Source organism: Amycolatopsis plumensis (genome assembly GCF_042652605.1).
Taxonomy (GTDB): domain Bacteria; phylum Actinomycetota; class Actinomycetes; order Mycobacteriales; family Pseudonocardiaceae; genus Amycolatopsis; species Amycolatopsis plumensis.
In genome coordinates, this window is sequence record NZ_JBHSJY010000001.1 from 7,028,868 (window position 1) to 7,049,294 (window position 20,427).

The 20,427-nt window shown below is 72.7% G+C and carries 14 protein-coding genes; 9 read left to right on the forward strand and 5 right to left on the reverse strand.

Annotated elements, in window-relative coordinates; all coding sequences use genetic code 11:
- Nucleotides 1-70: 70 nt before the first annotated feature.
- Nucleotides 71-682: a GTP cyclohydrolase II gene (locus ACFPLC_RS34160; protein ID WP_191316642.1), complete on the forward strand. Its 612-nt coding sequence runs from the start codon at nt 71-73 to the stop codon at nt 680-682.
- A 93-nt stretch (nt 683-775) separates the two neighbouring features.
- On the opposite strand, the gene ACFPLC_RS34165 is transcribed toward ACFPLC_RS34160, so the two are convergent.
- Nucleotides 776-1,306 (reverse strand): MarR family winged helix-turn-helix transcriptional regulator, encoded by a 531-nt coding sequence (locus ACFPLC_RS34165; RefSeq protein WP_378191257.1) that lies wholly within the window; start codon nt 1,304-1,306, stop codon nt 776-778.
- Between the two features lie 96 nt (nt 1,307-1,402).
- On the opposite strand from ACFPLC_RS34165, the gene ACFPLC_RS34170 reads away from it, so the two are divergent.
- Nucleotides 1,403-2,365 carry an MBL fold metallo-hydrolase gene (locus tag ACFPLC_RS34170; protein WP_378191255.1) on the forward strand — a complete coding sequence of 321 codons (963 nt, stop codon included), beginning with the start codon at nt 1,403-1,405 and terminating at the stop codon, nt 2,363-2,365.
- Nucleotides 2,362-3,897: an FAD-dependent monooxygenase gene (locus tag ACFPLC_RS34175; RefSeq protein WP_378191253.1), complete on the forward strand. Its 1,536-nt coding sequence runs from the start codon at nt 2,362-2,364 to the stop codon at nt 3,895-3,897. The genes ACFPLC_RS34170 and ACFPLC_RS34175 overlap by 4 nt, the downstream gene beginning before the upstream one ends.
- Here ACFPLC_RS34175 and ACFPLC_RS34180 read toward each other — a convergent pair.
- On the reverse strand, nt 3,799-6,012 hold the full coding sequence (locus ACFPLC_RS34180; RefSeq protein WP_378191251.1) for a discoidin domain-containing protein: 2,214 nt from the start codon (nt 6,010-6,012) through the stop codon (nt 3,799-3,801). The genes ACFPLC_RS34175 and ACFPLC_RS34180 overlap by 99 nt on opposite strands.
- Before the next feature lie 460 nt (nt 6,013-6,472).
- On the opposite strand from ACFPLC_RS34180, the gene ACFPLC_RS34185 reads away from it, so the two are divergent.
- Together ACFPLC_RS34185 and ACFPLC_RS34190 are read left to right on the forward strand one after the other, a co-directional pair.
- Nucleotides 6,473-8,179 carry a discoidin domain-containing protein gene (locus tag ACFPLC_RS34185; RefSeq protein WP_378236020.1) on the forward strand — a complete coding sequence of 569 codons (1,707 nt, stop codon included), beginning with the start codon at nt 6,473-6,475 and terminating at the stop codon, nt 8,177-8,179.
- The gene (locus ACFPLC_RS34190; protein WP_378191247.1) at nt 8,176-11,097 is read left to right on the forward strand and encodes a glycoside hydrolase family 3 C-terminal domain-containing protein; all 2,922 of its coding nucleotides are present in this window, start codon (nt 8,176-8,178) and stop codon (nt 11,095-11,097) included. The genes ACFPLC_RS34185 and ACFPLC_RS34190 overlap by 4 nt, the downstream gene beginning before the upstream one ends.
- Here the strand turns inward: ACFPLC_RS34190 and ACFPLC_RS34195 are convergent.
- The 3 genes from ACFPLC_RS34195 to ACFPLC_RS34205 all read right to left on the reverse strand — a co-directional run bounded on the left by ACFPLC_RS34195 (nt 11,040) and on the right by ACFPLC_RS34205 (nt 15,897).
- Nucleotides 11,040-12,086 carry a LacI family DNA-binding transcriptional regulator gene (locus ACFPLC_RS34195; RefSeq protein WP_378191245.1) on the reverse strand — a complete coding sequence of 349 codons (1,047 nt, stop codon included), beginning with the start codon at nt 12,084-12,086 and terminating at the stop codon, nt 11,040-11,042. The two genes, ACFPLC_RS34190 and ACFPLC_RS34195, sit on opposite strands and share 58 nt — an antisense overlap.
- Before the next feature lie 93 nt (nt 12,087-12,179).
- Nucleotides 12,180-15,194 carry a discoidin domain-containing protein gene (locus ACFPLC_RS34200; RefSeq protein WP_378191243.1) on the reverse strand — a complete coding sequence of 1,005 codons (3,015 nt, stop codon included), beginning with the start codon at nt 15,192-15,194 and terminating at the stop codon, nt 12,180-12,182.
- A 118-nt stretch (nt 15,195-15,312) separates the two neighbouring features.
- Complete coding sequence (locus ACFPLC_RS34205) at nt 15,313-15,897, reverse strand: dihydrofolate reductase family protein (RefSeq protein WP_378191241.1); 585 nt, start codon at nt 15,895-15,897, stop codon at nt 15,313-15,315.
- Nucleotides 15,898-15,990: 93 nt separating this feature from the next.
- On the opposite strand from ACFPLC_RS34205, the gene ACFPLC_RS34210 reads away from it, so the two are divergent.
- The 4 genes from ACFPLC_RS34210 (at nt 15,991) to ACFPLC_RS34225 (ending at nt 20,420) form a co-directional block, all read left to right on the forward strand.
- Entirely contained in the window at nt 15,991-16,746 is a 756-nt protein-coding gene (locus ACFPLC_RS34210) for a sulfite exporter TauE/SafE family protein (protein ID WP_378191239.1), read from the forward strand.
- Nucleotides 16,747-16,879: 133 nt separating this feature from the next.
- Nucleotides 16,880-19,144 (forward strand): xanthine dehydrogenase family protein molybdopterin-binding subunit, encoded by a 2,265-nt coding sequence (locus ACFPLC_RS34215; RefSeq protein ID WP_378191237.1) that lies wholly within the window; start codon nt 16,880-16,882, stop codon nt 19,142-19,144.
- Entirely contained in the window at nt 19,141-19,611 is a 471-nt protein-coding gene (locus ACFPLC_RS34220; protein WP_378191235.1) for a (2Fe-2S)-binding protein, read from the forward strand. The genes ACFPLC_RS34215 and ACFPLC_RS34220 overlap by 4 nt, the downstream gene beginning before the upstream one ends.
- Nucleotides 19,608-20,420, forward strand: a complete 813-nt coding sequence (locus ACFPLC_RS34225) for an FAD binding domain-containing protein (RefSeq protein ID WP_378191232.1) — start codon at nt 19,608-19,610, stop codon at nt 20,418-20,420. The genes ACFPLC_RS34220 and ACFPLC_RS34225 overlap by 4 nt, the downstream gene beginning before the upstream one ends.
- Nucleotides 20,421-20,427: the final 7 nt, after the last annotated feature.

The following is a 20,427-nucleotide window of genomic DNA, read 5'->3' on the forward strand; positions in this document are numbered from 1 at the left end:
GTGGCGGTAGAAGGTTCGAATTTGAACTTCGTGTAGGGTCGATCTTGTGGGTGACTCCAGGGGCGCGGGCATGACGGCCGAAGTGCGGACGCGGGTGCGGATCCCGCTGCGGCTGGGCGGCGGCGTCGCGGTCGACGCCGAAGCCGTCACCTTCCGCGGCCTGGCCGACGGCGGGGAGCACCTGGCGTTCGTCCTGGGCACGCCCGGGGAGGTGCCGCTGGTGCGGCCGCACTCGGAATGCCTGACCGGCGACGTCTTCGGCTCCGCGCGGTGCGACTGCGGCCCGCAGCTGGCCGAGGCCGTCGCGCGGATCTCCGAGGCCGGCGGATACCTGCTGTACCTGCGCCAGGAGGGCCGCGGGATCGGGCTCTACAACAAGCTCGACGCGTACGCCCTGCAGGACGGCGGCCTCGACACCTACGCCGCGAACGCCGCGCTCGGCCTGCCCGAAGACGCCCGCGATTACACCGTCGCCGCGCAGATGCTGGGCGCGCTCGGGGTGGACCGGGTGGACCTGCTCTCGAACAACCCGGACAAGGCGGCGCAGCTGCGGGCGGCCGGGATCGCGGTGCGCGACCGGGTGCCGACCGGGGTGTTCGCCACCGAGAACAACGTCCGGTACCTGCGGGCGAAGGCCGAGCTGACCGGGCACACGCTCTCCCTGCCCGGCCTCGCCAGCTGACCCGGACGGCCGCCCGGCGTGCCCGGGCGGTCGGGCTGCGTACCTGGAGGGTCGGGTTGCGTGCCTGGAGGGTCGGGTTGCGTGCCTGGAGGGTCAGGTGAGGCGCTGGGCCGCCGCGGCCGCGGGGCTCGTGGTGAGTTTCTCCAGCAGGCCGATCAGGGTGGTCCGTTCCGCCGGGGTCAGTGACGCCACCCAGGCCTGCTCGCGTTCGTTGTGCTCCTGGTAGGCGTCGGTCACCGCCGTGTGGCCCGCTTCGGTGAGCGCCAGCAGGACCGCGCGGCGGTCGCGGGGGACCGGGGTGCGCGTCACCAGGTCGTCCCGCTCCAGGGTCTTGACCAGCGCCGACACCGCCGCGCGGCTCATCCCGGCGAGCCGGGCCACGTGGCGGGACTCCAGCGGACCGGCCAGCCAGAGGACGAACAGCACCCGGAAGCCGCCCCAGCTCCAGCCGCGCGGGCGGTGGACCGTGGACTCCCAGTCGTAGACCAGCGCGCCGGCCAGCCGGTGCAGCGTCAGGCCGAGGCGCATCGCCACCGGGTCGGTCGCGGGCAGCTCGGCCTGGGTCTTCCCGATCGCGTAGTCGACGAACGAGAGGTAGTCGAGGTCGGCCGGTCGGTCGGTCATGCGGCACAGGTTAGGGGAAGAAGGGTTTCCCACGGCGGTCCGGCGGGCTAGCCTGACCCGGATAGTCAATCCTTTGACGATCAAGGAGCGCTCGCCGTGACGAAGAAAGCCTTCGCCTCTTCGGCCGACCTGGCGGAGAAAGCGCAAACCCTGGAAGTCCTCGCGGACGGCGTCTACGCCCTGACCGCCGAAGGCGACCCGAACATCGGCGCGATCGAGGGCGAGGACTTCCTCGTCTGCTTCGAGGCGCTGGCCACGCCCGTTGCCGCGGCGGAATGGCTCGCGAAACTGCGCGAGCACACCGACAAGCCGGTGCGGTACCTGGTGCTGAGCCACTACCACGCCGTGCGCGTGCTGGGCGCGTCCGCGTTCGACGCCGACGTGATCGTCGCGCACGAGAACACCCGCGCGCTGGTCGCCGAGCGCGGCAAGGAGGACTGGGAGAGCGAGTTCGGCCGGATGCCGCGGCTGGCGAAGGGCGCGGACTCGGTGCCCGGGCTGACCTGGCCGACGCTGACCTTCTCCGACCGGCTCACCATCGACCTCGGCGGCGACCGCGGCGACCTCGTGCTGCAGTACTGCGGACGCGGCCACACCGAAGGCGACATCGTGGCGTGGCTGCCGCGGCAGAAGATCCTCTTCGCCGGCGACCTCGTCGAAGCCGAAGCCGCGCTGTACACCGGCGACGCGTTCCACCGCGACTGGGCGTCGTCCACTTTGGACCGGGTGGCCGCCTTCGGCGCCGAGTCGCTGATCGGCGGCCGCGGCGGGGTGAGCCGCGGCCGCGAAGCCGTCGACGCCGCCATCGCGCAGACCCGGCACTTCCTGGCCACGATGATCCGCGAGGTCGGCGCGGTCCGCGAGACCGGTGGCACGCTCAAGGAAGCCTTCGAACGCACGCACGCGGCCCTGAACGACCGGTACGGACACTGGCCGATCTTCGAGCACTGCCTGCCGTTCGACGTCTCGCGGCTGTGGGACGAGCTGTCCGGGATCGAGCGGCCGGTGGTGTGGACGGCCGAACGCGACCGCGAAGTCTGGGACCAGCTCCAAGGATGAGGGTCGCCGTCCTGGGCAGCGGCCCGGTCGGCCAGACGGCCGCGCTGCTGCTGGCGCGCTGGGGCGTACCGGTCGTGCTCGTCGACGAGCACGAGGTGCGCGATCCCGTGGGGTCCAAGGCCATCTGCCAGCAACGGGACACTTTGGACGTCTGGGCGTCACTCGGCGCGGGCTGCCTCGCCGAAGAGGGCCTCACCTGGACGACCGCGCGGACGTTCCACCGCACCGCCGAGCTGTTCTCCCTGGAACTGCCCGACGGTGGATCGGCGCTGCCGCCGTTCGTGAACCTGTCGCAGGCCCGTGTCGAAGAGGTCCTGGACGAGCTGATCGAGCGGCAGCCGCTGATCGACGTCCGCCGCGGCCACCGCGTCACCGGACTGGCCCAGGCCGGTCTCGTCGAGATCGAGTGCGAGACGAAGAACGGGCCGCGCCGGATCGAGGCCGACTACGCGATCGCCTGCGCGGGCGCGCGCGGCGACACCGTGCGGCGTGCGCTCGGGCAGCACCTCGACGGCATCTCGTTCCGGGACCTGTTCCTGATCTGCGACATCCGCGCCGACCTGCCGGGCTGGGCCGCCGAGCGCCGGTTCTACTTCGACCCGCCGTGGAACCCCGGCCGTCAGGTGCTCATCCACCCGTGCCCGGGCTCGCAGTTCCGCATCGACTGGCAGGTGCCCGAGGACTACGACCTCACGGCGGAGGAGTCACGGGGGGCGCTCGACCACCGGATCCGGGCGATCATCGGTCCGGTGCCCTACGAAGTGGTCTGGCGGTCGGTTTACCGGTTCCACACGCGGCTCGTCGACCGGATGCGCGTCGGCCGGGTGCTGCTGGCCGGGGACTGCGCGCACCTCGTCGCGCCGTTCGGGGCGCGCGGCCTCAACTCCGGCGTGGCCGACGCCGAGAACGCGGCCTGGAAGTTGGCCGCCGTCCTCAGCGGCGAAGCGGGGGAGGAGCTACTGGAGAGCTACCACATCGAGCGGCACGCGGCGGCGGTGGAGAACGCGGCCGTCACCACCGCCACGATGGATTTCCTGGTTCCCCAGGACGACGCACGGCGCCGTCGCCGGCTCGACGTCCTCACCCGGGCGGCGCACGACCCGGCCGCCTGCGCGCAGGTCGACTCGGGCCGGCTGGCCGAACCGTTCTGGTACGCCGAATCGCCGTTGACCACGCCCGATCCGGACCGGCCGTTCGCGGGACGGCCGCCCCGGGGTGCGTTGCCGCCGCCGGGCCCGGGTGTGCTGCTGCCGGACGTAACCGTCGCAAGTGGACGGTTGCGTGACCTGGCCCGCCGAGGCTTCCTGGTCTTGACGACGCCGGGCGTGCGGGCGCCGGGGCTGCGGTCGGCCGACATCCCGGTGGGCGGGGCGCTGGGTGCGCGCCCGGGCGAAGCCTGGCTGGTCCGCCCGGACGCGTACGTCGCCGCGGTGTTACGGGTAGGAGATGAGCGGGCTCACCTGGTGCCCGGTGTTCGCGGCGTCACCCGAGTCGTTGATGACGTGGGCGATCGTGCCCACGCCACCGAGTGACACCGACACGAGGTTGTGGAACCGGACCCCGGAGTTGTTCGGCACCTCGAACGAGTGGCTGGCCACAATGGACGGGTTGGTGTTGAAGAAGCAGTAGCTGCCCAGTCCCCAGCCTTCGTGGCTGGTCACCGAGTCGGCCACCTTGTACGCCGCCCAGCCCTGCCGTCCGCCGCCGCTGGACCAGGACGCCTGGTCCGGCGGGTCGTACGGCATCTCGTTCTGGAAGAAGTACGTCCGGCCGCCGTTGCCGTTCCAGAGCACCTCGTACTGCTGGTAGTGCTCGACGAACAGGCCGTACATCGTCACGTTCGCACCGTTGACGACCAGGCCGTTGGCCGCGGTGTTGACGTTCCAGCCGACGCCGAACGAGTGGTCGCCGCGCCACAGCCACATGTGGTCGCCGATGACGTTGTTCGAGTTGACCACCAGCGTCTGCGTGGCCTTCCCGACGGCCGCGCCGCCGATCCGGAAGAACACGTCGTGCAGCGACGTCGGGTCGGCCGCGTGGTTGGCGTTCGACCCCGGCGGGCCGACCTGCACGAGCACCGGCGAGTTCACCGCGCCCGCGTCGATCAGCAGGCCCGCGATCTTCACGCCGTCCACATCGGACGTCGTGATGGCCGCGGTCCCGTTGGTGGGCATCAGGGTGGCCAGGCCGAGCCCGAGCACCACGGTGTCCGGGCGCGTGACGTTCAGCGCCTGGTCGAGGTGGTAGACGCCCGGCGTTACGAGCAGGTTCTTGCCCGCCGCCAGCGCCGCGTTGATCGTCGCGGCCGAGTCGGACGGGTGCGCGACGTAGAACTCGCTGAGCGAGATCGACTGCCCGGCCGGGGTGCCGTGGCCCCAGCTCGTGCCCTGCGAGTTCTGCCGCAGCGCCGGGACGAACACGTTGTAGCTGCCCGAGCCGTCGACGTAGAGGAACGGCTTCTCGCGGACCACCGGGGTCTGCCCGACGACCGTCTCCGGCGGGTTCGGGAAGCTGGCCGGCGGGGTGCCGGTCGAGCCGACGAACACCATGTTCCAGACGCCGCCCTGCCAGCCGCCGAGCTCGCTGTTGCGGGTCAGGAACTGCTGCTGCGACCCGGAAACGGCGACGCCGTCGATCTTGCTGTCGGCGATCAGGCCGCCGCTGGCCCAGCCGTCACCGCCGTTCCACAGCTGGATCTGGCTGCCCCGCAGGTGCATCCGCCGGTAGGGCGCGGCCTGCGCGACCGCCCAGCGTTCGACCTGCCCGGCCGGCAGGGTCACCGACAGGTTTTCCGCGGAGCGCCAGAAGTTCTGCGTCGCGTTGCCCTTGTTGTTCGGGTTGTCGCCCTGCTGCAGCCAGTCCGCCTCGACGCGGACGTGGCCGTTGAGGTTGACGTCGTCGGGCGACAGGCCCAGGCCCGCCACCTGCTCGTAGAACCCGAGGTTGACGTCGGCGTTGTAGGTGCCGGGCTTGAACAGCACGGCGTACCGCTCGTTGCCGAACTGGTTGGTGTGCTGCTGGTTCGCGATCTGCGTCAGCCGGTTCTGGATCGTCGCGGCCGGGGTCGAGGGGTCGAACACCGACACGTTCGGCCCGAGGTCCGGGTTGCGCGGGTCGGTCGGCGGGATGGTGGTCCCGCCGCCGGTGCCGTGCACGGCCACTTCCCAGAGGGAGTAGCCGTAGCCGGTGGCCCGCTGGGTGCCGTAGACCCGCAGGTAGCGCGCGGTCCCGGTGAGGGGCACGGTCTGCGTGCCGCCGGTGCCGGTGGTGGTCGAGTACGCGGTCGTCCAGGTGTTCGCGTCCGAGGACAGCTGGACGGAGAACGCTTTCGCGTACGCGGCTTCCCAGGTGAGCGCCACGTCGCAGAGCTGCTGCGCGGAGCCCAGGTCGACCTGCAGCCACTGCGGGTCGCTGAACGCGCTGGACCAGCGGGTCCCGGTGTTGCCGTCGACCGCGGCGGACGCGGGCGTCCCGCCGTTCTCGGTCGAGGACGCGGTGGCGGGGTGACCCTGCGCGAGGTTGGTGGTCCCGCACGCGGCGGCCTGGGCCGGCGCGGAGCCGACCACCGCCGCGGTGGTGGCCGCGGTGACCAAGGTGGTCGCGATGACGAGGAAACGGTGAACAGGGGAGAACGTCGGTGATCTCATCGGCCTGCCTGCTGATCGGGGGGAGGGCGTGCGAAACGGGCCGGGCGAGCCCCACAGCTCGCGTCGGCTCGGGTGGTGCGGCGGGTCCGCGTCCCGGGCACCCGCCCGGCGCCGTGAGCCGGAGGAGCGGTACCGGGTGGTGCGAGGAGCGCGAACCAGTCAGCCCGAAGGGGTGTGTTGCGGCGGAGCCGTCCCGGTTGGCGGTCACGGAACCGGTTCCGTCGGTGAGTTGGCAGTTAACAGCGCGGACTTCGGCGGCGTCAAGAGGCCGACGCGGATTCGTTCGCCCGGCCCAGTCCCTCGACCGTCCGGCGCAGTGCCGTTGACATTTTACGACTCTTTATTTATAGCTTGAAGTAAGCGTGCCGACGGCCGGGCCCACACCCGCGCCGGAGACCACGTGAGCCGGACTGCGCCGGGGCAAGGCCGCCCCGGCGCCGGTTCGCCGTGGAGGTGCCCCATGCAACGCCGCATGCCGAGGAGCCGGGTGCTCGCCGTCCTCGTCCTGACCCTGGCCGCCCTGTTCACCGCGCCGGTGGCGCAGGCCGCGCCCGTCCTGCTCTCCCAAGGCCGTCCGGTGACGGCGTCCTCGTCCGAATCCGCCGCGTTCCCGGCGTCCGCCGCCGTCGACGGCGACGCCGGGACCCGCTGGTCCAGCGGCTTCAGCGACCCGCAGTGGCTGCAGGTCGACCTCGGCTCGACTCAGCAGCTGTCCCAGGTCGTACTGAACTGGGAAGCCGCCTACGCGAAGGCCTTCACCGTCCAGGCGTCCGCCGACGGCGCCACCTGGACGTCCCTCTACTCGACCACCACCGCGACCGGTGGCACCCAGACGCTGAACGTGACCGGCAGCGGCCGGTACGTCCGGCTCACCGGCACCCAGCGCGCGACGCAGTACGGCTATTCGCTGTGGGAGTTCCAGGTCTACGGCGGGGGCGGCACCACGCAGCCCGGTGACGTCCTGCTGTCCTACGGCAAGTCCGGTCAGGCGTCCTCGTACCAGGACGACGGCAACTGCCCCGGCTGTCTCCCGGCCAAGGCGTTCGACCACGACCCGGCCACGCGCTGGGCGACCAGCGCGACGACCGGCTGGGTCGACCCGGGGTGGATCACCGTCGACCTCGGCGCGCCCGCGGCGATCCACCAGGTCGTCCTGCAGTGGGACCCGGCCTACGCCGTCGCCTACCAGATCCAGGTATCGAACGACAACGCGAACTGGACCTCGATCTACTCGACCACGAGCGGCAAGGGTTTCAAGGAGACGCTGACCGTCAACGGCTCCGGCCGGTACGTCCGGATGTACGGCACCGCCCGCTCGAACGGCTACGGCTACTCGCTGTGGGGCTTCGACGTCTATGGCACCGGCGGCAACCCGACGCAGCCGCCGCCCGCGCCGCCGGCCCCGCACTTCCCGGGCACGCTGGTCTGGAGCGACGAGTTCAACGGCGCCGCGGGCGCCAACCCCGATCCGAGCAAGTGGACCGCCGAGACCGGCCCCGGCGTCAACAACGAACTCGAGTACTACACGAACAACAACAACGCCAAGCAGGACGGCCGCGGCAACCTCGTCATCCAGGTCCGCCGGGAAGCCACCCCGGGCAGCGCCTGCCCGGTCGACCCGATCAGCGGCAGCGGCACCTGCCAGTACACCTCCGGCCGGATCAACACCGCGGGCAAGTTCAGCTTCACCTACGGGCACGTCGAGGCGAACATCAAGGTGTCCGGCACGCAGGGGCTGTGGCCCGCGTTCTGGCTGCTGGGCGCCAACTTCTTCAGCGGCACGCCGTGGCCGAACTGCGGCGAGATCGACATCATGGAGCACGTCGGGAAGTCGCCGAACCTGGCCTACTCGACCATCCACGCGCCGGCGTACAACGGCGCCGGCGGCATCGGCGCGCCCCTCGACCTCGGCCAGGACGTCGCGGCGGGCTTCCACAGGTTCGGCCTGGACTGGGACGCCAACCACATGACCTTCTACGTCGACGGCAACGCGTTCCAGACGATCAACCGCGCCACGGTGGAGTCGACGCGGGGACCGTGGGTCTTCGACCACCCGTTCTTCCTGATCCTCAACAACGCCATCGGCGGCGACTTCCCCGGCCCGCCGGGAGCCGGAACCGTCCTCCCGCAGGACATGGTGATCGACTACGTGCGGGTGTACCAGTGAAACGGTTCGCCCTCGGTGCGGCGGTGGCGGTGGGCCTGCTCACCGTCCCGCTGTTCACCGCCCAGGCCGCCCCGGCGCTGCTCTCGCAGGGGCACGCCGTGACCGCGTCCTCCACCGAGAACGCCGCCTTCCCGGCGTCGGCCGCGGTCGACGGCGACCCCGGCACCCGCTGGTCCAGCCAGGCCGCCGACCCGCAGACCCTGCAGGTCGACCTCGGCGGATCGCACACGCTCAACCAGGTCGTGCTCCAGTGGGAGTCGGCCTACGCGAAGGCCTTCACCATCCAGGCGTCGGCCGACGGCAGCCAATGGTCCACCGTGTACTCGACGACTACGGGCACCGGCGGCACGCAGACGCTGCCGGTGTCCGGCTCCGGCCGGTACGTCCGCCTGACCACGACCCAGCGCGCGACCCAGTGGGGCGTGTCGCTGTGGGAGTTCCAGGTCTACGGCGACGGCACCGCGCAGGCGTGCGGCAGCGCGAACGCGGCGCTGCGGCAACCCGCGACGGCGTCGAGCGTGCAGTCGGACGCGTTCCCGGCGAGCGCGGCGTTCGACGGCGACGGCGGGTCCCGCTGGTCGAGCCAGGCCGCGGACCCGCAGTGGCTCCAGGTCGACCTCGGCAGCTCTCGCCCGGTCTGCGGCGTGGACCTGACGTGGGAGGCGGCGTACGCGAGCGCGTACACGATCCAGCTGTCGGCCAACGGCTCGTCGTGGACGACGGCGGCAACCGTGACCGGCGCGGGCGGCACCGAGCACCCCGCGGTGGCCGGCACGGCCCGGTACGTCCGGCTGAACGCCACGGCCCGGGCGACCCAGTGGGGTGTCTCGCTGTGGGAGTTCGCGGTGCACACGAGTGACAGCGCCCCGCCGACGACCACGCCGACCAACCCGGGTGGCTGCCCGTGGGTGGGCTCGACCGCACCGGTCGCGGACCGCGTCAACCAGCTCATGGCCGTGATGACCCCGCAGCAGAAGGTGAAGGTGCTGCACGGCAACGGCGCGACCGGGCCGTACATCGGCAACACCGACGCCGTGCCGGAGCTGTGCGTCCCGGCGCTCGGCCTTCAGGACGGCCCGGCCGGGGTCGGCGACGGCCTCGACGGCGTCACCCAGTTCCCGGCCCCGGTGTCGGCCGCCGCGACCTGGGACACCGCGCTGCTGAACCGCTACGGCAGCGCGATGGGCGCCGAGTTCGCCGGCAAGGGCGTCGACATCGCCCTCGGCCCGACGATCAACCTGGTCCGCGACCCGCGCTGGGGCCGCAACTTCGAGACCTACAGCGAGGACCCGTACCTGGCCGGCGCGGCCGGGACCGCGACGATCCAGGGCATCCAGAGCCAGGGCGTGATGGCGCAGGCCAAGCACGCGGCGGCCTACAACGTCGAGGCCGGGGCGTCGCGCGGGACGCCGTCGGACAACGTCATCATCGACGACCGCACCCTGCACGAGCTGTACCTGCCGGCGTTCCAGCAGGTGGCGAGCCAGGGCCAGGTCGCGTCGATGATGTGCGCCTACAACCAGATCAACGGCGTTCCGGCGTGCCAGAACAGCGGCGTGCTCACCACGGCGATCAAGCAGGACGCCGGGTGGGGCGGGTTCGTCGGCTCCGACTGGGGTTCGGCCACCGGCGGCCCGCGGCAGCTGGCCGACGGCGGGCTCGACATGGAGATGCCCGGCGGGGCGTTCTTCGGCCAGGGCCTGCTCGACGCCGTCTCCCGCGGTGAAGTCACGCAGGCGCGCGTCGACGACATGGTCCGGCGGGTGCTGACCCAGATGTTCAAGTTCGGCGTGTTCGACCGCGCCCGGCGCGGCACTCCGCAGTCGGTCGTGACGAACGCGGCGAACGTGGCCACGGCGAGGGACGTCGCCGCGGCCGGGTCGGTGCTGCTCAAGAACACCGGTGTCCTGCCGCTGGGTCCGGCGGTGAAGTCGATCGCGCTGTCCGGCGGCGACGGGATCGACCCGCAGAACATCGGCGGCGGCAGCGCCAAGGTCAACCCGTCGCCGGCGTCGGTCAACCCGATCAACGGCATCAAGGCCCGCGCCGGGTCCGGCGTCACCGTGTCCTATGTGGACGGCGCCGGGGAGCACGTGCAGACGCCGAACATCCCGAGTGCGGTGGCGGCGGCCAAGGCGGCCGACGTTGCGATCGTGTTCGCCAGCTACGGCGAGTCCGAGACCCAGGACCTCGACAGCATCGACCTGCAGCACCAGCAGAACGACCTGATCGACGCCGTGGCCTCGGCCAACCCGCGCACGGTCGTCGTCCTCAACACCGGCTCGGCGGTGACCATGCCGTGGCTGGGCAAGGTCGCCGCGGTCATCGAGGGCTGGTACCCGGGCCAGGAGAACGGCAACGCGCTCGCGTCGCTGCTCTACGGCGACGTCAACCCCTCGGGCAAGTTGCCGATCAGCTTCCCGAAGCAGCTCGCCGACCTGCCGACGGCCAACGTCCAGCAGTTCCCGGGCGCGAACGACCGGATCGAGTACTCGGAAGGGCTGAACGTCGGCTACCGCTGGTACGACAGCCGCAACCTCGAGCCGCTGTTCCCGTTCGGCTTCGGGCTCTCGTACACGACGTTCGGGTTCTCGAACCTCGTCGTGACGCCGCAGGGGACCAACGGCACGGCGACCGTGACGGCCACGGTGACCAACACCGGCAGCCGCGCGGGTGCGGACGTCGTGCAGCTGTACGTCGGCCAGCCCGCCGCGAACGGGGAGCCGCCGAAGCAGCTGAAGGGGTTCAAGAAAGTGCAACTGAATCCCGGGCAGAGCGCTCAGGTGTCGTTCCCGCTCACACCGCGGGACCTGGCGCACTGGACCGGCTCGTGGACGGCGAACGCGGGCCAGTACCGCGTCTACGTCGGTGATTCGTCGCGCAGCGTCCCGCTGTCGGCGACACTGACCGTCTCCTGAGTCGACTCCCGGACGACCAGTTCGGTCGGGACGATCAGCGGGCCGTCCGGGGCCGGTGCGCCGGCCAGGCGGTCGAGCAGCAGCCCGGCCGCCGTCTCGCCCATCTGCCGCAGCGGCTGGCGGATCGTGGTGAGCGGCGGCTGGGTGTGCGCGGCCAGGGGGATGTCGTCGAACCCGACCACGGCGACGTCCTCCGGCACCACGCGGCCCGCCTTGCGCAGGCCGGCCAGCACGCCCGCCGCGGTGAGGTCGTTGTGCGCGAAGACCGCGTCGAACTCCGGGCCGGTTTCGAGGAGCTGGCGGATGGCCGCCTCGCCGCTTTCGCTCGTGAAGTCGCCTTCGATGATCAGCCGCGGGTCGAGGGTCAGGCCCGCGTCGAGGATGGCCTCGTTGAAGCCGTTGAGCCGGTCGGCCGTGCAGCCGAAGTCGTGCGGCCCGGTGACGGTGGCGAACCGGGTGCGGCCGGTGGCCAGGAGGTGGCGGGCCGCGGCCGCGCCGCCCTGCCGGTTGTCCGTGCCCACCGAGGGGAAGGCGGGACGGCGGCCGCGGTCGTCGATCACCACCACCGGCAGCCCGGAGTCGTGCAGCACGCGCAGGTGCCGGACCGCGTCCGGGGGTTCCACCAGCAGCAGGCCGTCGAACGCCTTCGCCGACACCTGGCGCGAGAACTCGCCGAGGGAGTCGGCGCCGCGGTTGGCGGTGGACAACAGCAGGCCGTAACCCTTCGACTCCACGACGTCGGCGACGCCCTGCAGCACCTCACCCATCCACGGCCAGGTCAGGCCCGGCACCAGCATCCCGACCGTGCGTGTCACGCCGCGGGCCAGCCCGACCGCCCCCGCGCTGGGGATGTACCCGGTCGCGGCGATCACCTCGCGCACCCGGATCGCGGTCGCGGCGTCCACGTCGGCCTTGTTGTTGAGCACCCGCGACACGGTCGTCTTGCTCACCCGGGCGCGGCGGGCGACCTCGGCGATCGTGACGCGCATCCGTCCTCCCTATCGGGCGGTGGAAAGCTCCGTGGTGCCTCCGTGGTGCCAAGGTACTCGCCCGCGGGCCCGCCGCGGGGTGTCCGAGATCGATCAAGTGCGGACCGACAGCCGCGTGAGGCTCGCTTCGCCGGGCTTCCAGCGCGTCCGGACCGCCACGTACCGGGCCGGCCCGGTGTCCGCCGTCGCGTAGGTGACGCCGTCGACGCTGGTTTCGACGGCCGCGGCGGGAACGCGGCCTCGGGTCCAGGCCAGCTCGACCGCCGAAACCTCCAGCACCGCCCCGAGATCGACGACCATCCGGCCGCCGGGGCCCGGCCGCCACGCCGTCGCCGGGTCGTCGTCGACGGCCGCGGCCGGGCTCGACATCCCCGGCGGCAGCGGCTCGGCGGGGAACGTGGTCCGCCCGAGCGCGCGATCGGCCAGCGAGTACGGGCGGACGTCACCGAAGACGACCGGTACGGTCCGGCGCGGCGGCAGCAGCACCGGCCGCGCGCGTCCGCCGTCCGGGGTCACCGTGACCAGCACCGGCAGCAGCCCGGCCGGGGCGGTGAGCTCGACCCGGCTCGCGTCGCGGACGACCGCCGTCACGCCGGCGGGGCCGGTCAGCGTGAACCGCGGCGGTTCGATGCGGCCCTCCGCGGCGGCGAGGGCGTAGGAGAACTCCGTGCCGGTCCGGGTGACGGTCTGCTCGCCGCGGTAGAGCCGGCGGGTGCCGCGGTCGGCCGGGAGGGTCGCGGTGCCGGTCACCGCGGCGCCGGAGAGGTTGAGCAGCACGAGGAAACCGTCGGTGACGGTGGCTTCGGCCGCGCCGGCCGTCACCCGGCCGCTCGCCTTCGCGGGGCCGGGGTACAGCTCGGCGACGAAGGGCGCGGGCGGGCCGTCGGAGAGCGTGACGCGGTCAGCGTTGACGGTGAGCGGGTTGGGGCCTGCCACCGTGATCCCGGCGCGGCCGTCGATGTCCAGCCGGCCTTTCGTGCTGCTGAGCGCGGGCACCGGGTAGGTCGCCGCGGTCGTCCAGGCCACGCCGTCCGGCGAGGTTTCGATGCGGTACTCCCGGCCGGCGGCCGCTTCCCAGCTCAGCCGGACGCGGTCGACCGTCCGCGGCGCGCCGAGGTCGACCGCGAGCCAGCTGTCCGCGCGCGGCCGTTCCGAAGTGGACACTGCCCAGCGGGTGGTGGCGTCGCCGTCGACGGCGTACTTCGCCTCCTTGCCCGTGCTCGCCGAAGACGCCGACGCCGTGCCGGTGCGCGCGAGGTCCGGCCCGTCGCCGTCGCGGACCTCGAAGGCCCACAGCGAATAGCCGTACTGCGGGTCGGGCCGGACACCGAGCATGCGGACGTACCGCGCGGTGACCGGGGCGAACGCGAGGTCGTCGGTCCGGACACCGGGGGTCGGGGCCTCGAGGGTGACGCTGCCTTCGACGGCGGTGTAGGTGCGGTCGCCGTCGAGGCCCGGCACCCCGGGCATGCTCAGGTTGTACACGTTCAGCACGCCTTCGCCCTCGGCGACGCCGGTGCTGGCGTACACCGCCGCGCCGGTCGGGAGCGTGGCGAAGGCGGCGTACCCGGTGTCGAAGCGGAGGACGCCGACGGTGCCGTCGAAGCCGTCGCGGACCTTCGCGTACGTCGTGGCGTGCCGTTCCCGGACCGCGAGGTTCGTCGACGGCAGCAGCATCGGGTTCGCGCCGCCGAGCACGAACAGCCAGTCGTCGTGCTGCGGCTGCCAGGCGAACTTGACGAAGCCGGGCTTGGTCACGGTGGCCGCCCAGGCGGCGGGGGAGCGGTGGGCCAGCAGGCCCGGGCCGGGGCCGAAGTCGGCGGCCCCGGCGGCGTGCGCGTCGAACTCCTGCCGGGTCACCGGGACGACCGGACCCCGCTGGGCCCGCCATTCGTGCAGCAGGTAGCTGATGGCGAGTTCGGCGCGGGCCTCCGGCTCGTACTTCGGTTCGCCGGAGAACTTCGTGATCCGGTCGGCGGGCGCGTAGGCCTGGTAGGGCTCGAGGCGGGCGGCGAGGTCGGCCTCGGCGCGGGCGGCGTGGCGGTCGCCGAGCACCTGGGCGCGGAAGGCCAGCGGGATGACGTCACGCCCGTAGAGGTGCTCGCGGTCGGCGACCATCGGCATCAGCGGCTCGCCGGCGTCGCTGGTCATCAGCAGCATGGTGCGCCAGAGCAGTTCGCCGTTCGGCTGCGCGGTGAGCACCTCCGGCAGCGGCGTGCCGGCGGCGAGGAAGTGCATCGCGTTGCGGCCGGACGTCCGCCAGAGTTCCTCCTGGTAGTGCGGGCCGAACGACCCGTGGTTCTCGACGAGGAAACTGTCGTAGAGGTTCGTGGCGGTGTTTTCGCTGATCGGACGGCCGTCGACGAGCCGCGGGTTGGTCAGGTCGGCGGCGGGCAGCCCGGCCTCGTTGCGGCTCCAAGCGCCGAAGGCGGCCCGCCACCCGTCCGCCCGCGGGTCGGTCGGGGCCCAAGCGAGCGCGGGGGCCAGCGACTGGGCGTAGACGCCCATCTCTTCGAGCTTCGTGTCGCCGACGTGCCCGCCGAGCAGGCCGTTCGGGGTCCAACTGCCCGAGTCCGGGTCGTCGCCGGTGCCGAGCGCGGTGGTGTAGGCGGCCTGCCCGGCGGTGATCCGCTCGACGTGCTGCCGGGTCGGGTCGTCGAGGTCTGTCCACAAGAGACGGGCGGCGAGCACGAAGTACGACTGGAAAGTGGTGTCGAAGAACAGCTTCCGGCCCCACTCGGTCCCGCCGGCCAGCCGGTTCGACGCGGCGAACCGCCGGATCGTGGCGAGGGTGTGCGTGCGGAGCGTCTCCCGGTCGACGCCGGCGATCGTGGCGTCGTAGCCGTCGCGGGTGAGCAGCACGGCGTTGCCGAGCACGACGGCGAAGGTGAAGTCCCGGGCCGGGTAGGTGCCGGCGGCGCTGTCGAACTGCTGCTCGGCCCAGCGCGTGTGCCGCAGCAGCACGCGCAGGTAGGTCGCGGCGACCGGATCGGGCGGGCCGCCACCGGCCGCCCGGGCGAGCCCCGGGAGCAGCCCCGAGGCCAGCGCGGCCGCCGCTCCGCCCGCGCCCAGCAGGCGGAGCACCTGCCGCCGGTCCAGCTCGCCCATGCTCCGGCCTCCGCTCGTTGACAACCTTGTCAGCGCGGATTTTGGGTGGTCTCCGTCGCGGCGGGCAAGCCCGCCGGGGGATTCCGTCCGGTTTCGGACAACCCCGTCGTATAACGCCCTATACCCGGCGCTCGTAGTGCGCGATCAGCACGCCCTTGGTCGTCGGGACGCAGCCGGTGAGGGCGAATTCCGTGAGCGGGCCGTCGCCGAAGAGCCGGGCTCCGGAGCCGAGGGTCAGCGGGTGCACCAGGAGGGTGTACCGGTCGACCAGGCCGGCGGCGTGCAGGGCCCGCACCAGCGAGGCGCTGCCGATGACCGACAGGTCCCGGCCGGGCCGTCCCTTCAGCTCGGCCACGGTTTCGGCGGCGTCGCCCCGCAGCAGAATCGAGTTCTCCCAGGCCTCGGCGTCGTCGAGGGTCGTCGAGGCGACGTACTTCGTGGCGGCGTTCATGTGCGTGGTGAACGGGTTCCCGTCGTCGCGCCGGCTCCAGGCGGTGGTGAAGTCCTGCCAGGTGCGGCGGCCGAACAGCAGGTCGCCGGGGCGGCTCATGCCCCGGCCCATCTCCTCGGCCATGACGTCGTCCTGGTAGCGGGTGCCCCACCCGCCGTGGCGGAAGCCGCCGCGGGTGTCCTCGTCGGGACGGCCGAGGCCCTGCACGACGCCGTCGAGGGTGACGCTCATGGTGACGGTGAGGGAACGCATGGAGGGGTCCTTCCGCATCGGGTGGGGTGTCACCGCCCATACGAACGGCGGCGGCCCGGATCGACAGCCGCGGCGGCGTGGTGAGATGACAACGTGATCATCGACCCGTGGGTGCTGCTCCTGCTCGTGCTGGCCGGCGTCGGGGCCGGCCTGACCGGGGCGACCGCCGGGCTCGCGTCGCTGGTGTCCTACCCGGCGCTGCTCGCCGCCGGGCTGCCGCCGGTGACCGCCAACGTCACCAACACCGTGGCCATGCTCGGCACCACCGTGGGCGCCGCGGCCGGCGCGCGTCCCGAACTGGCCGGGCAGCGGCGGCGGCTCGTCCCGCTGTGCGTGATCACCACGGTCGGGGGCGCGTGCGGCGGGTTCGTCCTGCTGCTGACGCCGTCCGACGCGTTCACCGCCATCGTGCCCTGGCTGATCGGCGGGGCGTCGCTGGTGCTGATGGCCGGGCCGCGGCTGCGCCGGCTGGCCGAAGGCACCGAGCACCACGGCCTCAGCCCCGCGACCGGCGTGGTCGCGTTCTTCATCGGCGTCTACGGCGGCTACTTCGGTGCCGCCGCGGGGGTGCTCATGCTCGCGCTGCTGGTCACGGTGTGGAGCCAGCCGCTGGCCCGGACGAACGCGGCGAAGAACCTGATCACCGGCTCGGCGAACCTGCTCGCCGCGATCGTCTTCTCGGTCACCGGCAAGGTCGTCTGGCCGGCCGCGCTCGCCGTCTGCCTCGGCTCGCTCGGCGGCTCGTGGCTGGGCTCGGTGCTCGTGCGCCGGCTGCCGGCGACGCCGCTGCGGATCGGGATCGGGTTGGGCGGTCTGGGCCTGGCGGTCGTGCTCGCCGTGCGGGCATGATCGGCGGGTACCGATCCGGCCGAAAGGAGGCCGCCCCCCCGGCGCGTTACGCGACCGTCGCTGCACAGCCATGCGGCCGTGGCTGTGGCCGGATCGGTACCGGTCGGCGCAGTATCGGCGAGCAGGAGACCAGATGAGCATTGTCGGGACCAGGGTGGTCCGCCGGGAGGACCGGAATCTGATCACCGCGGGCGGCACGTACGTGGACGATCTGCGGGCGGAAGCGCTTTCCGGAGCCGCGCACGCGGTCTTCGTCCGAAGTCCGATCGCGCACGCGCGGATCGGCGGCATCGACGTGAGCGCGGCGAAGGAGGCGCCGGGCGTGCTCGGCGTGTTCACCGCCGCGGACCTCGGGCTCGCCCCGCACCCGGCGGGGCCGCTGCCGGAGCCGTGGCTGGCCGGGGACGTGGTGCGCTACGTCGGCGAACCGGTCGCGCTCGTCGTCACCGAAGAGCGCTACCAGCTGGCCGACGCGGCCGAGCTGGTCGACGTCGACTACGAGCCGCTCGAAGCCGTCGCGACGATCGACGCGGCCCTGGCGGGCGAGACCCTGCTGTTCCCGGCGCACGGCAGCAACATCGTGCAGGTCCACGGCGCGGCGGAGTTCGACGACGCGATCTTCGAAGACTGCGAAGTCGTCGTCACCCAGACCATCCTCAACCAGCGCGTCGCGCCCGCACCGCTGGAAGTGCGGGGCGCGGCCTGCGTGTGGGGCGAGGACGGCAGGCTGACGGCCTGGCTGTCCACGCAGAACGCCCAGATGGCCCGCGGCCAGCTCGCGGCGAGCCTCGGCGTCGGCGAAGAGGCGGTGCGGGTGATCGCGCCGGACGTCGGCGGCGGGTTCGGCGCGAAGATCGGCGCGGACCCCGAGGCGACCGTGCTCGGCTGGGCCGCCAAGCAGCTCGGGCGGGGCGTGCGCTGGGTCGAGTCGCGCAGCGAGAACCTCACCGCGATGACGCACGGCCGGGCCCAGCAGAACACCGTGACCATCGGCGGGAAACGCGACGGCACGGTGCTGGCGTACCGCCTCGACGTCGTCCAGGACGCCGGCGCGTACCCGCGGCTGCTGATGCTGCCGACGCTGACCGAGCTGATGGCCGTCGGCGTCTACCGGTTCCCGCGCGTGGAGACCCGCAGCCGGGCGGTCGTCACGACCACGACGCCGATCGGGGCCTACCGCGGCGCCGGCCGCCCGGAGGCGACGGCCGCGGTCGAACGGGCGATGGACCGCTTCGCCGCCGAGATCGGCCTGGACCCGGCCGAGGTCCGCCGGGTCAACTTCATCCGGCCGGAGGAGTTCCCGTACCAGTCGCCGACGGGGGCGTCCTACGACACCGGGGAGTACGCGGCGGCGCTGGACAAGGCCCTCGAAGCGGCCGGGTACGCGGAGCTGCGGGCCGAGCAGCGGCGGCGGCGCGAGGCGGGCGACCCGGTCGAGCTGGGCCTGGGCATCGCCGCCTACGTCGAGATCACCGGCGGCGACGGCGCCGGTGAGAGTGGCCGCGTCGACATCGAACCGGACGGCTCGGTCGTCGCGTGGACCGGCAGTTCGCCGCACGGGCAAGGGCTCGGCACGTCACTGGCGATGCTGCTGTCGGACCAGCTCGGCGTCCCCCTCGACAAGATCACCGTCCGGCACGGCGACACCGACGAGGTGCCGAAGGCGGTCGGCACGTTCGGCTCCCGGTCGCTGCAGCTGGGCGGCTCGGCGATCCGGCAGGCCGCCGACGAGGTGCTCGCCCAGGCCCGCGAGCTGGCGGCCGACCTCCTGGAAGCGGCGCCGGAGGACCTCGAACTGGACACCGAGCGCGGCGTCTGGCAGGTCCGCGGCGCGCCGTCGAGCACCGTGCTGAGCTGGGCGCAGGTCGTCGAGACCGCGGGCGAGGGCAAGCTCTCGGCCGACGTCTGGTTCGGCGGCGGCACACCGACCTTCCCGTTCGGCGCGCACCTCGCCGTCGTCGAGGTCGACACCGAGACCGGCAAGGTCCGGCTGCGCCGGATCGTCGCCGTCGACGACGCCGGCCCGATCGTCAACCCGCTGACCTTCCGCGGCCAGCGCCACGGCGGCCTCGGCCAGGGCGCGGCCCAGGCGCTGATGGAGGTCGTCACCTACGACGACGACGCCAACCCGACGACCGCGACGCTGGCGGACTACTCGTTCGTCACCGCCGCCGAGCTGCCGGACTTCGAGCTGGTCGACATGGCCACTCCGACCGACCGGAACCTGCTCGGCGTCAAGGGGATCGGCGAAGCGGCGACGATCGGTTCGACGCCGGCCGTGCACAACGCGGTGGTGGACGCCCTTGCGGCCCGCGGCGTCCGGCACCTGGACATGCCCACGACCCCGATCCGGGTCTGGGCGGCATTGGAAGAAGCTCGGAAGGGAAGCGCGCAGTGAAGGTCTCGATCGAGGTCAACGGGCGGTCGCTGACCGAGGAGGTGCCGGACCGGACGCTGCTGGTGCACTTCCTGCGCGACACGGCCGGCCTCACCGCCACGAACGTCGGCTGCGACACGACGTCGTGCGGCGCCTGCACGGTGCTGCTCGACGGCGAGTCGGTCAAGTCGTGCACGGTGCTGGCCGCGCAGGCCGACGGGCACGCCGTCACCACCGTCGAGGGACTGTCCTCTCCGGACGGTGCGCTGCACCCGGTGCAGCGGGCGTTCCAGGAGCAGCACGGCCTGCAGTGCGGGTTCTGCACGCCGGGGATGATCATGGCGTCGGTGTCGCTGCTGGCCGACAACCCGAAGCCGACGCGCGACGAGGTCCGCGCCGGGCTCGAGGGCAACCTCTGCCGCTGCACCGGCTACCACAACATCGTCAGCGCCGTGATCGACGCGTCGGGGCAGGAGGTGGACCGGTGATCCCGGCTTCGTTCCAGTACCTGCGGGCGTCCACAGTGGATGAAGCGCTTTCGCTGCTGGCTTCGCACGGCGACGACGCGAAGGTGCTGGCGGGCGGGCATTCCCTGCTGCCGCTGATGAAGCTCCGCCTGGCCGCCCCGGAGTACGTGGTGGACATCGCCGCGCTCGACGAGCTGCGGTACGTCCGCCTGGAGGACGGCGAGGTCGTCATCGGCGCGTTGTCCCGCTACAGCTCGCTGGCGCGGGACCCGGTGCTGCTGGAGCACGCCCCGCTGCTGGCGCACGTGTCCGCCGAGGTGGGCGACCGCCAGGTCCGCCACCGCGGCACGATCGGCGGTTCCCTGGTGCACGCGGACGCAGCGGCGGACCTCCCGGCGGCGGTCCTGGCCTCGGACGCGGTCCTGGTGGCCCGTGGCCCGGAGGGCGAGCGCCGCATCCCGGCGGCGGAGTTCTTCCTCGGCCCGTTCACGACCCCGCTGGAGCCGGCGGAGCTGCTGACGGAGATCCGCCTCCCGGCCCAGACGGGGACGGGCTGGGGCTTCGAGAAGTTCACCCGCCGCGCGATCGACTGGGCGATGGTCGGCGTGACGGTCACGGGTGGCCGCGTCGGCCTGGTCAACATGGGCGGGGTCCCGCTGCGGGCCACGGCCACGGAGAAGGCACTGGCGGCGGGAGCGTCGATCGAGGACGCGGCGGCGTTGGCGGCCGAAGGGACGAACCCCCCGGACGAGCCCCACGCGACGGCGGAGTACCGGCGCCACCTCGCGCGGGTCCTGACGCGGCGGGCGCTGGCGCAGGCAGCTCGGTGATCATCCG

What these genes read in the sequence shown, in the direction of transcription:
- ACFPLC_RS34160 (WP_191316642.1), top strand. Translation starts at nt 71, where the DNA reads ATGACGGCCGAAGTGCGGACGCGGGTGCGGATCCCGCTGCGGCTGGGC.
- ACFPLC_RS34165 (WP_378191257.1), bottom strand. Translation starts at nt 1,306, where the DNA reads ATGACCGACCGACCGGCCGACCTCGACTACCTCTCGTTCGTCGACTAC.
- ACFPLC_RS34175 (WP_378191253.1), top strand. Translation starts at nt 2,362, where the DNA reads ATGAGGGTCGCCGTCCTGGGCAGCGGCCCGGTCGGCCAGACGGCCGCG.
- ACFPLC_RS34180 (WP_378191251.1), bottom strand. Translation starts at nt 6,012, where the DNA reads ATGAGATCACCGACGTTCTCCCCTGTTCACCGTTTCCTCGTCATCGCG.
- ACFPLC_RS34185 (WP_378236020.1), top strand. Translation starts at nt 6,473, where the DNA reads ATGCAACGCCGCATGCCGAGGAGCCGGGTGCTCGCCGTCCTCGTCCTG.
- ACFPLC_RS34195 (WP_378191245.1), bottom strand. Translation starts at nt 12,086, where the DNA reads ATGCGCGTCACGATCGCCGAGGTCGCCCGCCGCGCCCGGGTGAGCAAG.
- ACFPLC_RS34200 (WP_378191243.1), bottom strand. Translation starts at nt 15,194, where the DNA reads ATGGGCGAGCTGGACCGGCGGCAGGTGCTCCGCCTGCTGGGCGCGGGC.
- ACFPLC_RS34205 (WP_378191241.1), bottom strand. Translation starts at nt 15,897, where the DNA reads ATGCGTTCCCTCACCGTCACCATGAGCGTCACCCTCGACGGCGTCGTG.
- ACFPLC_RS34215 (WP_378191237.1), top strand. Translation starts at nt 16,880, where the DNA reads ATGAGCATTGTCGGGACCAGGGTGGTCCGCCGGGAGGACCGGAATCTG.